We start from the raw sequence: 12351 nt of genomic DNA on the forward strand, positions 1-12351 counted from the left end.
GGTTTGGCTTTGCGTTTTCCAATTCTAAAACGGACGTGGCCCTACCTCCTGGCTATAGCGGTCGGCCTAGTGGTGGCGGCTTTCAGCTTCAAGGCCCTCAAAGGGGAGGCCTCCTCCCAGGCAGGGGTTAAGCTCCCGGTGGCAGCCCGCGACCTGCCGCCGTATACCCTGGTCCAGGCGCAGGATTTGAGCTGGAGCACTTTTCCGTCCGAGCTGCCGGGTGCGGTAAAAAAACCGGCCGAGGCCGTTGGCAAGGTCCTGTCCAGGACGGTGCCGAAAGACTACCCCCTGCGAGCCGGCGACCTTAAAGACCCGGGGAGCCTAGACGTGCAGCTAGTATCTGTCAATGTTGATTCTTCCCGCCTGGGCGGGGCCAGGCCGGGCGACCTGGTGGACGTTTACTGGATACAGCCCGCCGAGAAGACCGCCTGGACGCCGGGGACGGGAGCCACCCTGGTTGCGCAGGACGCCAGGGTGGTGAGCGTCCTGGACAAAAACGGCCAGCCGGTCGACTCTGGCCAGGGCCTGGTGGCGGCGGCCGTCCAGGGGACGGCGGCCAGGGCCCCGGCCATCGCGGTGCTGGCTGTGAGGGCTGGAGAAGTGAGGGCCATAATTCCCGGCGCGGCGCAGAACAACACGTGCATAGCCCTGGTGAGGAAGTTCAAGGAAGGAGGTGGGCAGGTTGGCGCTCTCGCTGGCGGACAGGGCGATAGCCCGCCTCAAGCTACTGCTGGGGCCGCCGGCCCCGGGAAGTAATGTTGTTGAGGAACCCCGGGAGGAAGTTTTGACCCTGGACCAGGCGGCAGAGTACGTTCAACAGGCCCTGGCCCGGGGGCCGGAGGGAGAGGTGGCCCGCAAGCAGGATATACTGCACCGGGCCATGGCCGGGGAGCCGGGGATGCAACTGGAGGCCCGGGCCCTCATCCGGCAGGCCCTGGAGGCGGGCAGGAAGGAAGTGGCGGGGTTTTCCCTGGAAGAGGCGGCCCGCCTTATTTATGCCCGCGTTTGGGGGCTGGACGTGGTGGAGGATTTATACCGCGACCCGGAAGTGAACGAGATCCAGGTCAACGGGCCGGGGGATATCTTTGTAGACCGCCTGGGCAGGCATGAGCGGGTCAACATGAGCTTTGACACTCCCGAAAGGGTGGAGGCCGTCATCAAGCGCATGATCCTGCACGACATGGGCGCTTCCCTGGACAGGTCCAATCCCATGGTAGAGAGCATACGAAAGGACGGCTCCCGCCTTACGGCTACCTGCTACCCGGTGACGGAGACCTGGACTTTCGTGTTGAGGAAGCACCACACAGTGGATATGAGCGTGGAAAACCTGGAGAAGCTGGGGACTCTTAACCGCCAGGTGTGGGAAGTTTTGCGGCTCCTGGCGTTGGGCAGGACGAACATCCTTTTTTCCGGGAACGTCCGCAGCGGCAAGACATCCCTGATGCGGAAGCTGGTGGGCGAACTGCCCGAAGGTTTGCGGTTAGTGGTAATAGGCAAAGACCTGGAGTTGAGGCTCAGGCGGGAGTACCCCGGCCGCAATATTGTGGAGTTCGAGTCCCATCCCGAGGTAGGGGCGGGGATGCCGGAAATCTTCGAGAACGCTTTGCGTGAATCTCCCGACGTGATCCTGGTGGAGGAGTTCCGGGGAAAAGGCGAAGCCGTCGAGGCCATACGGGCCTGCACCCGCGGGCATCCCGGGTCAATGGGCACGGCGCATTTTAATTCTCCTCAGGAAGCCGTAGAGGGTACCGCCATGATGCTGCAGGAGGAAGGTCTTAATATATCCTTCCAGATGGCGAAGGTAAGAGTGGCTACCGCTTTTAATGTGGTTGTCCAGATGCTCAACGACAGCATGAGGGGCGTCAAAAAACTCATCAGTATTACGGAGATAGGCGTCCGCAACGAAGAAGTGGTTTATACCGATCTGGTGCGTTGGGAGCCCGCGGGCCGGGACTACCTGGGGGAAGGCGACTGGAAGCTGGTCAATCCCCCGAGCCCGGAGCTGCGGTTTAAGACGTTCCGCTACGGCGTCACGGACGACGACTGGAGAAGGGTGGGGTTCGAGTTATGACCCGCCTTTCTGTCCTGGGCGTTGCTTTCGGGACCGGCCTGGCGGCCGGGGCGGGAATGTTGCTTCTGCTCCGGGTGATAAGCTACCGGAAGGCAGCCCGCCGGCTTTCTTCCCTCATCCCCCGGGAGTCCCTGGATGCCTGGGCCGAAGCCACCGAGCAAAAGCTTGAAGCCGCCGGGGTCAGGTTCCGCGGCCGCTTCTACACGGCAGGCGTCACCCTGGCCGTGCTGGCTTCTCTCTACGTTGGGCTGTTCGTGTTCAGGAACTTCATCGCCGCGCTTCTCATGGCCACGGCGGCCGTCCTCCTGCCCGACCAGTTCATACTCCAACGCATGGAAAGCCGGAAGCTCAAGATGCTGGAGCAGATGGCCACGGCTGTGAGGATTTTTGCCGCCGAGTTCACCCAGACGCCGCAGATCGGGAAAGCCCTGGGAGAGGTGGCCGCGCGGGTGCCGGACCCCCTGGGGGCGGTCTTCAGGAGCGCTTACCGTGACGTCTCTTTGGGTAAAGCCCTGGACGACGTGCTTTCGGACCTGATGGTACGCCTGGACTTCGGGCCGGGCAGGATGTTCGTCCAACTGCTCATGGCCGCCCGCAGGGATTCTTCGGTGGCGCCGCTGTTTGGCGAGCTGGTGACCAGGCTGGCCGTCCAGCTTGAGCTGATCAGAAAGAACAGGAGCGAGCTTTACGCCGACCGGTTGCTTTCCTGGATCATGCTTTTTGCCATGGTGCCTGCCTATCTGGCGATGCGGGCCACGGTGCCGGAAACTTACGAATTTCTGGCGGATACCGTGGCCGGGAGAATAGTGGTGGCCCTCTGTTTTCTTTCCGTCATAGTCTGGGTGGTCATGGACCGCCTTATGGGGAGGGTGGAAGTATGAAGGCCGGGCCGCTTCTCCTGGCCGCCGCCGGCCTTGGGCTGGCCGCCGGGGCCTGGGTGCTCATGGCCGTAAAGCTGCTTTCTTCCCCCAGCCGGCAGGACCGTGCAAAGGAGACGGGAAAAAAAAGCAGGACCAGGAAACCGCCTGATCCCCGCAGTACCAGGGAAACCGCGGCCGTCCTGGCCGGGATGGCGGGAATGCTCCTCCTGGGATGGGGCGGCAGTCCGTGGGTGCTGGCCTTATTGGCCACCCTGGGAGGGGCCGTCGGGCTGGGTCTTACCAGGATGATGGCCAGGCTCAAGGAGGGCAGCGACAGGGCCGCCGGTATCCGGGAACTGACGGTGCTTTTTGAGGCGGTGGAGCTTTACATGCGGGCGGGTTACGCCCTGCCGCAGGCCATGCGGGCGGCCGCTCTTTTGACCCCGCGCCTGCGGAAGGCCGTGGGGGAGTGCCTGGCCTGCTGGCCTGCTGGTCCCAGGCGTGCCCTGGAGGTGCTTAGGCAAAACCTGAACATACCGGAGGCCGAGATCCTGGTGTCCCTGCTGGGCCAGGTGGACCGGGTGGGCTTAAAAAATTTGGAAGGGGTGATGCAGAGGGAAGCGTACAACCTGGAGCGCCTGCGGCAGCTCGCCATGGAAGTGAACATCGCCAGGAGGCCGCTGTACTTCACCCTGTACCGTGCCCTGCCCCTGGCGGCTGCCGTGGGGCTCATCGTGGGACCCTTGCTCTACCGCGTAGCCGGGGTATTGAAGGATGCAATTTTCTTCTTTTAGCTGGGGGGTGATATGCTACGGGAAAGTTCTCCAGAAGTTCAGCCCTGATGAGCGCGGAAGTATGGATGACGCTTTAATAATGATTATGGCTTTGGTGTTGGGAATAATCGGCACTGTCATTTTGCGGAAACTGGGGCTTAAATGGTTTGCCTGGAAGTGAGGAAAGGGTTGTTTTATATGTGCTCAAACATTAAGGAGTTCAAAGCCAATCTTCCTGTATGGAAAGAACAGTTAAAAGAAGATTGGGATAAAAATTGGGATATAATTCTTATTTACGTTGAAAGACCCGGGATAAATGTTTTCAGGGGAGGTGATACCGCGGCGCCGAGGTTTTATTTTTAGTTGGGGGCGAGACGAAACCATCGCGCGGCGCAGAAATGCCACGGAAAGGGTCTGCTTTTCTGGCTGGCATTTTACGTCGCAAAACACTAAGGAGGGAATTTTTTATGGCAAGCCTGTTAAAGAAAATCTGGCGGGACGAGAGAGGATATGAAATGGCCGAGCTTTTGGTAATTGTCGGTGTGCTGGGGGTTATAGCTACTGTGGTGTTGGGTACTATGAAGCTTGGCCTGAATACTGCAGCCGGGAACGTAGGAACGAAGGTCAACGATATTGTTAACAGCTGGACATCTACTCCTTAACCTCAATGTGCTCGGGGCGGGGTTAAACCCCGCCTTTTCTTATTCATGGGAGGTGCTTTTATGTGGCTGAAAAGGCTCAAAAAATGCTTGCAAGGGGAAGAAGGCTATACCCTGGGGGAAATGCTCATTGTGGCAGCGGCGCTGGCCGCAACAGCCGCTTCTGTAATGGCGATCCTGATGCCGGAGGTGCGCTCCCTGTACCAGAAGGCAGTGGGCACCGTCACGGATATCATGGGCTCCGGCTTTTAAGGGACACGCGGGGGTTTCTCATCCTGGAGCTGCTAATCGTTTTCGGCCTGCTGTGTTTCCTCATTTTCGGCAGTCTGGACCTTTACCTGGTGCAGGTAAAACATTTTAGAGCCGAGCAAATCCTGAATTATTACCTTGACCGTATGCGGCTGGAAGGGTACCTCACGGCTGCGGACGAGGCGGCCATGAACAGCGCCTTTAAGGGAGTAGGGTTGACCGTGATCTCCATAGAGGGGCCGCGCGAATCTGCGGGGGATGCCCGGGTGCTCCGCAACAACCTGGACTTTACGGCGTCGGAAATAGCGCTGCGGGTTACCTGCAGTTTTGACCAGAAGCCATTCATCATGGGCCTGCTCATAAACGGTTCGCCGCCGCAGAATGTGCAGTTAAAGGTAGGGGGGAAGACCTTCAGTGAGAGGGTTAGCCCGTGACGAGAGGGGGTTTGTAAGCCTTCTTCTGGTGATACTCCTGCCCCTGTTCATGTACCTGATAGCCGGCACGGCCCAGTATTCCAGGTTTATTACGGAGGCGGATGCCGACATGGAGAATGCGGTGGCCGAGGCTGCTAGGGCAGCGGCCTCCTGCGTAGTGGAGAGGAGCCAGGCCGAAGGTGATCCCAGGATAGACCCCGACAGGGCCGATCTTGTTTTCGTGTCGGTTCTGGCCCGGAATCTCGGATTGGATCCAGTTACGATGGCCCCTTTACAGGGTTCCGGGATGGCCGGAACTCCGGGCTATGTTTTAGTGGTCTATAACGGTGACGACCATTACGCCCCGGCGGGGAAAAAGTATATATTCGACGGGACGGGCCTTACGGTGGAAGACCTGGCCGGTACTGGGTTCCCGAAGGGCTTTGCGGTGAGCAAGAATGATGTGGACCCCGGGGGCGCCGGGGCCAGGGTCACTGTCCTGGAGATGCCCGGCGTGGTCGCCGTGGTCACGGGCAGGGCTAAAGGCGTGATGGGATCGGACGCCGATACTACCAGGTGGGCTGCGGCCAGGATTGTGGTAAGGAGGTAGAAGTCGATGAGGATGAAGATGCCGGGGATGTGTACGCTGACCTGGTTTTTGTTTTTGGCTTTCTTCGGGTACATCCTTGCTGCAGGAATATATTTTTTGCTCAAAGGGGGCGGTCCGTAGGTGCGACGTATTTGGCGGGTTTTTCGTAACAGTAGGGGTTCAGTTAATTACAATGTGGCATACATGACCTCGGGTCTGAGCGTTCTCGTATTGATAATCATGATAGCAGGGTTTATCTTTTTTACTTCTGAGACTTCTGAGCTGGAAGTTACTCACGTGGCCGAGACATACCTCCGCGCCCTGGCTTCCGGGGATGCGGAGGGGGCAAAGGCGGTATCTTCCGGCAAGGCTGCGGAGGCTGCTGGGAAGCTGGAAGGGAAAAACCTGTCCGCCCGGGTGGACGAGATTTCTACTTCTGTCCAGGCCCTGGGGCGTGGCTGGGCCAGGGTGGAGGCGACGGTGGAGTTGACCCTTGCCGACGGCACGGCCGACGTGGGGTGGTACGAGCTGGACGTCATGAAAGAAGCTGGCGGCTGGAAGGTTATGTCTTTCCACGAGGACGAACCGGACCTGTCCGGGTGGAGTTTACTTTGGGGCAGGGCCGGGGACTTAGCGGCGGCCAGGGAAGTTTTTGTCGGCTACCTGGATACCCTGGCGGCGGGGAAGTGGGATGATGCGGTCAAGTATCTGGCCGGCCCGGCCAGAAAGAGCATGGAGACCAGCCGGGAGGTGTTGGGGAAAGGAAAAGTAATTGGCAAAGTGGATGATTTGCAGGCGCAATTAGTATGGGTGAGTGGGAAGGAGATGGTGGTAAAGTTTAGTTATAAAGTTGACGGCAGAGAAGTTAATAAAATAGCTATGTTTTATAAAATAGGAAAACGATGGTATATAATTCATATTCAATAGAAAGGGGTTGCAGCAGTAATGAAACGACTTATATCAGCATCTTTTTTGACGACAACTTTGATATTATTTACTCTATCTTTGTTAGTATTCCCGCATATAGCGACTGCCGCAACTAACATAACTATAAACTCGCCAGTTGCTGATCAATCCTCCATATTTCAGGGATACAGCGAATATTACAATACCAACTACGTTGAATTGGATAGTAATGATCGTGTTGACCTGAAATGGAACACCTATCCGTTTAATGCTCCGGACACGTCTTGGTACGACGTACAGTGGATCAACGTCAAATTGTATACCATTTACGGCGGAATAAATCAACAGGCTTACCGCCACATAAATGCTAGTGCCATAAGGCATGATTGGTGGGAAGGTGGTTCCCCTCCATATAGCGAAGGCTCAAGCCCCGATTTGTATCCCTTGCCGGGTCAAGACAATACCTTTTACGAATGGAGGGTGAGCGATTCTTGGGATCAATCCCTGCGTAAAACCGCTTTGAAGTATGGAGTGCAATTTTGGTACAGCGATATAAACGGCTGGGGATTTGCAAATTTTGCCTCCAGAGAGTATTCAGATCCAACTAAACATCCCAAGCTTATCTTGTCTTTTACTATTGTTAAGGCTCCATTCGTCACTAGCGCATCTGCTACGCAAAATAGCATTACGTTAAATATCAACCGGAATAGCATCCCCAGCGGGGTTAACATTCATATCTATCGGAACGGAACACTCATAAAGACCATAACGGACGCAAGCACCGTTTTTACGGATACGGGCCTTCAGCCCGGAACCCAGTATTCATACACGTTGCAGGCCGAATATGCAGGTGAATATGGTCCCGCGTCGTCCCCTTTTGCCTACTGGACAATTCCGGCTACTCCTGGTGCTCCTGCTGGAACCATATCAGGATTAACCTGGTCAAACACTATTGGCAGGAGCCGGGTAGTTTTAAACTGGACTCCTGTCCAGGGGGCCACCGGCTACAAGGTATATGTTTTTGAAGGGAATGCTTACTGGGCTTTTGACGTAGGCAACACGACAACCTGGGATTCTCATGCAGCCTTAATCTATCCTGACCCTAACTGGTTAGCCAGCCAACCTAATAACAGCATCAGTTCGGACCCTTTTAACCATGCTGGCGGCGGGTATGACCTCCAAGATGACCCGAATATTTTATACGTCAAGACCATAGGGACAACCTATGATACTGCACATAATTACTGGTTCAGAATCAGCGCCTATAATTCTTCGGGAGAATCGCCTTATAGCGACGCCTATATGCCCACATTGCCCAACCGGACTGACACTACTGCGCCCTCAAGTTCGGCCAGCGTTCTATCAACAGCGGGGCTAAAAAAGACGTATGACCAGAATGTTAACGTAACAGTCAACGCTTCTGATAGCCAATCGGGAATATACCAAATACTGCTATCCAATGATAATAACGTATGGACACCGGTCTACACTGCTGTCAAAAATTCCGATAATAGTACCGGGTTGACTACTTATAGCAACACCTTTAGTTGGACAGTCACCCCCGGGGCCGGGACGAAGACGGTCTATGTAAAGGCGATAGACGCTGTAGGGAATGTTTCGATCTCTTCAGACAGCATAGCTTTAGCTGACGATATTCTGCCTCCAAGTGTAAGTCTTCTTATTAACAGTGGGGCAAGTAATACTACTTCCACTATCGTTACCTTATCCGTAAACGCTGAAGATAATGCCAGCGTTGCTTCCCAAATGCAGATGGCCTTTTCCAACGACGGCAATCTGTGGTCATCCTGGGAACCGTACAGCACTACCAAGACTTGGGACTTGAGCAATGCTGCCTACGGTGGGAACAGCAGCCAGGGCATAAAGACTGTTTACGTCCGCGTGTGCGACCAGGCCCAGAATATCGGCCTGGCGAAAGCCACTATAGGTTACAGCACATCAGTTATATCAGGAAACGTTACGCCTGCAACAGGTACGGCAGGCTTATTTAACGGCCTCCAGGCACAGTTTACGAATACGCCGGCCGTTACATTAAACCTGAACTACCCCGGCGCTACTCAGATGCGTTTTAGTCTTGATGGTGTAACCTGGAGTCCATGGGAGCCCTATGCGGCAACCAAGCAAATTACCTTACCCAAGGGTGACGGTCTGACCACGGTTAGTGTACAGACGCAGGATGCCTATGGGTCAATAAGTATTCCTGTCCATGTGAATTTTGTCTTAGATACCACGCCGCCGGTGATAACTAGATTTAGAGGGTATAATGGGGCCACTGCGACGATTACTAACAGCGTTAGTTTGGAGGTCGTAGCATACGATAACCTTCCAGGAACATTGAAATACTCTATGTCAATAAATGGCGGCACATGGGGTCCCTGGGGCGACCTGAACGTTAACATGATTAGTTATGGTGGTTTAGCAGGCATGGTTAATAATATAACAATTAAAGTAAAAGATTTAGCAGGTAACGAGGCGGTAGCAAGTACGACTATTTGGAAACTTTAAGAAGGAGGTTTATACATGTCTATGTGGTTCCATTTGCGAGTAAGGAATTTTTTTATTAAGCTTGCAGTCTTATTTGCTATCGCGTTTTTGCCTGGCTTTCTGCCAATTGCTACCTATGCCGCGGGTATTCCTGTATACCAATATGATGTTAATCAAAGCAGTCTTCAGGGGTATGTGGCCACTTATAGTGGCTATTATGATTGGCATGATGGTGGTTATCCCTGGCGTAGATATTATAAGGTTTTTGCATATAGTCCTGGACTTTCTCCAGAGTATTATTATGCAGGAACCCTTTCTTTAAAGTCTGCTAGGGGCCAATTTTATGTTCAAGCTTTTAACGGGAATGCGTGGGTTAACATTCAGGAAATAAATACATGGGACGGATACAATGAATACTGGAGAACTCTTGACTATAATATCGTTCTCCCCTTTCCTATTCAGCAATTACGCTATGTTACCTATGTAAGTTCATGGCAAGGTGAATCCAATAGTCATTCTTGTTCTATAGGCAGCATAACTTACCGCGTACATTTACTAGGTGCCGATCAAAATACTGTCCAAGCCGCCTACAACGCTGCTAACAATGCAGCAGGATATGCTCAGAACGCTTATAACGCTGCTGATGCGGCAAAAAGATCAGCTGACCAAGCCACTGCCAACACCACTTACAACGGCCAATCCGCTGCCTACTGGGCCTACCAGGCAGCCCAAGGTGGCATAGACACCACGCCGCCGACGATCCAGAAAGTGCAGGGACTGAACGGAGCCACCTGTACTACTACCGGAACTTTCTCCATGGTCGTCCAGGCGACTGATAACAGGGCTGGCCAGCTTCAAGCCCGCGCCCAAGTTGACGGGGGTGCATGGACTGGGTGGTACAATATTCCTGGCAACGCAATCCCGGTAACCCTCTCATCTTCCGGTGCCCATACTATTACCGTTGAAGTCAAAGATTTGGCTGGAAATACTTCACAAGCAACAATAACGGCATTCAGGATATAGCCATTTCTTATCACCCCGGTTCACCGGGGTTTTTCTTTTGGTTGAGGGGGGTGATTTTCGACGCGGAAAATTTATCTCATCCTGGCCGTCCTGGCCGGCGTCCTGTTTCTTAGGGCCGGACCGGTGTTTGCGGCCACCTGGCAGTACGGGATAACTATTTCCGATACCCCTGCCACCATTGACAGCTCTGCCACCACGGCAGTCGTGGACACCACCCTGCACGAGATCCGGCTGCCGAAGTACAACGCCCACGCCGCTTCATTCTGGCCTGACGGCGGGCCGGACTACGTGGTAATGGCGCCCGGAAAAGTCATCCATTTCAGCTTCGACGGCACAAAAATGGTGGAGAACCCGGTGGTGAGCGTCACCATCCCGTCGAACCCCCTGGCCGTGGCGGCTGGGTGGGAGTATCCCGATGTAGTGGTGGCCCTGCCCGACAAGCTCTACCAATACTCCTTCACGGGCACGAGCATGGTGGAGAACCCGGTCCTTTCCGTTGCGGGTCTGGCCGGTGCGGTGGCTGTGGGCGTTCGTGAAGGAGAAGTGGTTGGCCTGGCGGGGAAGTCGATCAAGGACTACATGTTTGATGGCTCGCGCATGGCGGAAGTGCCATACGTGGAGCCTTCCGGGCTGACGAATCCTATCGACTTTGCCCTGGTGGCCGGGAACTACGATATGGCTGTCCTGGATAACAACCAGGTGCGGTACTTTAATTTCACCGGCTCAAGTTTTGTAGAAAACCCCGCCCTGGCCGTGACCGGCCTGTCTTCTCCTCTGGCGGTAGCCGCGGCGGGAGAAAGAGAACTGGTAGTGGTAGACGGGAAGCAGGTGAAGCACTTTTCTTTTGACGGCTCCGTTTTCCGGTACAACGCCGCCCTTTCGGTCACTTCGGGGCTTAACAATCCCGTTTGCGTGGCCGTAAGGCCGGGGACTTTCGACCGCATCATCATTGACGGCGACCAGGTGAAGTATTACTCCTGGGACGGCACCCAGTTAGTGTATAACCCTAATATGTCCGTTACTGTGGCCGGCCTTTCCAACCTGGGAAGCTATGCTCCTTCGGCGGTGGCGATATCGCAGGCGAAAGACCCGGGCAACAACGTAGATTACGTCCGGGTGCGGGCCTATGTGAGCGTGCCCGATAAGACCTCAATAACCTTCTCGCTTACCGCCGACGGTACTAATTGGGTGAAGGTCTGGCGGGTGAGGGGCACGCCTTCCGGGCCGGTGGCCGAGGTTACCGCCGACAACGGGGCTACCTGGACGGCCATAGGCGACAGTCAGGCCGTGAGTCCGACTTCTGCTGATACCAGGCTGTGGGCCAAACTTCCGGCGGGGCGAGCCGTCGCCTGGAGGGCCGACCTGGCGACTTCCGACCTGAACGTAACTCCCAAAATAGTAGCTTTTAACGGAGTAGCCGTAGTCTGGGACACGGATGCCAAGCCCTACCCGCAGGTGATCAATACTCAGGGGACGTGCTATACTACCACAACCCCCACTTTGACCTGGACCTTTTCTGACCCCGACCCCGGCGACAGCCAATCTGCCTACCGCGTGCAGATCGTACGGGCTTCTGACCTCCAGCTGGTGCTGGACACCGGGCAGGTGGCGGGGAGCAGCACGCAGTACACCGTCCCCACCAGCGGGGCGCCGGACGTACCAGGACCGCTGTGGGCCTCCGGCGACTACCGCTTTAAGGTGAGGGTGAAGGTGTGGGACCAGGCCGGGGTGGAATCCGACTGGTCTGCATGGGCCGACTTCTGCGTGGTGGCTTTTGAGCGGCCCAGGGTGGCCGGGATAGCCAGCCCGCCGCCGGGGCAAGCGGCGCCTGACCCGGCTAACCCCGCGACTTATATCCTCATAACTCCGGGTATGACTGCTGTCCAGCTTCCGAAGGTAAAGGCGGGGGCTAAGGTGACCCTGCTTATAGACAGCGTGGGTCCCCTGGACGCGATGACGGCGGTCTTCCCCTACGGGGCAGGTAAGCAGGCCATGATTGGGTCCGGGCCGGTAGCTGCAACAGTAGACGGCACCAACAAGACCTGGCAGGTAGAGTTCTGGACCGGCCCTAGCCTAGAGGTCACGCCCGAAGGTACTGTGGTAAAGATGCAGCTCTCGGGTACGGGCACGGCGGGGAGCGCGGCCCTGGACGCGCCGCCCTACGCGGACGGCGTGGTGGTCACTGAGGGTACTGTCTACAACGATTGGTTTGTGGTTCTGCAGGGAAGAGATACGGGTTAAAATTTTCAAGCCGGGATATCGAGTTCCCGGTTTCTTTATTTCAGGAGGCCCTTAGATAATTTAAA

General features: G+C 55.7%; 12 protein-coding genes. All 12 read left to right on the top strand.

The features are described 5' to 3' along the window. Positions 1-3: 3 nt before the first annotated feature. On the top strand, positions 4-756 hold the full coding sequence (gene cpaB, locus MGLY_RS13865) for a Flp pilus assembly protein CpaB (RefSeq protein WP_156274747.1): 753 nt from the start codon (positions 4-6) through the stop codon (positions 754-756). Next, entirely contained in the window at positions 683-2071 is a 1389-nt protein-coding gene (locus tag MGLY_RS13870; RefSeq protein WP_156274749.1) for an ATPase, T2SS/T4P/T4SS family, read from the top strand. Before cpaB ends, MGLY_RS13870 begins: the two co-directional genes overlap by 74 nt. Next, on the top strand, positions 2068-2952 hold the full coding sequence (locus MGLY_RS13875) for a type II secretion system F family protein (RefSeq protein WP_156274751.1): 885 nt from the start codon (positions 2068-2070) through the stop codon (positions 2950-2952). The genes MGLY_RS13870 and MGLY_RS13875 overlap by 4 nt, the downstream gene beginning before the upstream one ends. Continuing rightward, positions 2949-3725 (top strand): hypothetical protein, encoded by a 777-nt coding sequence (locus MGLY_RS13880; RefSeq protein WP_156274753.1) that lies wholly within the window; start codon positions 2949-2951, stop codon positions 3723-3725. Before MGLY_RS13875 ends, MGLY_RS13880 begins: the two co-directional genes overlap by 4 nt. A 446-nt stretch (positions 3726-4171) precedes the next feature. Next, positions 4172-4366 (top strand): Flp family type IVb pilin, encoded by a 195-nt coding sequence (locus MGLY_RS13885; protein ID WP_156274755.1) that lies wholly within the window; start codon positions 4172-4174, stop codon positions 4364-4366. A 60-nt stretch (positions 4367-4426) separates the two neighbouring features. Further along, positions 4427-4615, top strand: coding sequence for a hypothetical protein (locus MGLY_RS13890; protein ID WP_156274757.1), 189 nt, complete (start codon positions 4427-4429; stop codon positions 4613-4615). A 143-nt stretch (positions 4616-4758) separates the two neighbouring features. Next, on the top strand, positions 4759-5046 hold the full coding sequence (locus MGLY_RS13895) for a hypothetical protein (RefSeq protein ID WP_156274759.1): 288 nt from the start codon (positions 4759-4761) through the stop codon (positions 5044-5046). Then, the gene (locus tag MGLY_RS13900) at positions 5027-5635 is read left to right on the top strand and encodes a hypothetical protein (protein WP_156274761.1); all 609 of its coding nucleotides are present in this window, start codon (positions 5027-5029) and stop codon (positions 5633-5635) included. The genes MGLY_RS13895 and MGLY_RS13900 overlap by 20 nt, the downstream gene beginning before the upstream one ends. Before the next feature lie 276 nt (positions 5636-5911). Next, positions 5912-6541 carry a hypothetical protein gene (locus tag MGLY_RS13905; protein WP_156274763.1) on the top strand — a complete coding sequence of 210 codons (630 nt, stop codon included), beginning with the start codon at positions 5912-5914 and terminating at the stop codon, positions 6539-6541. An 18-nt stretch (positions 6542-6559) separates the two neighbouring features. Continuing rightward, positions 6560-9043: a fibronectin type III domain-containing protein gene (locus MGLY_RS13910; RefSeq protein WP_156274765.1), complete on the top strand. Its 2484-nt coding sequence runs from the start codon at positions 6560-6562 to the stop codon at positions 9041-9043. 15 nt (positions 9044-9058) lie between these two features. Continuing rightward, complete coding sequence (locus MGLY_RS13915) at positions 9059-10045, top strand: Ig-like domain-containing protein (RefSeq protein WP_156274767.1); 987 nt, start codon at positions 9059-9061, stop codon at positions 10043-10045. Positions 10046-10168: 123 nt separating this feature from the next. Continuing rightward, positions 10169-12286, top strand: a complete 2118-nt coding sequence (locus MGLY_RS13920) for a glycoside hydrolase family 78 protein (protein ID WP_246187340.1) — start codon at positions 10169-10171, stop codon at positions 12284-12286. The last annotated feature ends 65 nt before the right edge of the window (positions 12287-12351 follow it).

The organism is Moorella glycerini, from assembly GCF_009735625.1.
GTDB lineage: Bacteria > Bacillota > DSM-521 > Neomoorellales > Neomoorellaceae > Neomoorella > Neomoorella glycerini.

Coding starts and splice junctions, on each gene's coding strand:
- MGLY_RS13875 (WP_156274751.1), top strand. CDS start 2,068: ATGACCCGCCTTTCTGTCCTGGGCGTTGCTTTCGGGACCGGCCTGGCG.
- MGLY_RS13885 (WP_156274755.1), top strand. CDS start 4,172: ATGGCAAGCCTGTTAAAGAAAATCTGGCGGGACGAGAGAGGATATGAA.
- MGLY_RS13890 (WP_156274757.1), top strand. CDS start 4,427: ATGTGGCTGAAAAGGCTCAAAAAATGCTTGCAAGGGGAAGAAGGCTAT.
- MGLY_RS13880 (WP_156274753.1), top strand. CDS start 2,949: ATGAAGGCCGGGCCGCTTCTCCTGGCCGCCGCCGGCCTTGGGCTGGCC.
- MGLY_RS13915 (WP_156274767.1), top strand. CDS start 9,059: ATGTCTATGTGGTTCCATTTGCGAGTAAGGAATTTTTTTATTAAGCTT.
- MGLY_RS13910 (WP_156274765.1), top strand. CDS start 6,560: ATGAAACGACTTATATCAGCATCTTTTTTGACGACAACTTTGATATTA.
- MGLY_RS13895 (WP_156274759.1), top strand. CDS start 4,759: ATGCGGCTGGAAGGGTACCTCACGGCTGCGGACGAGGCGGCCATGAAC.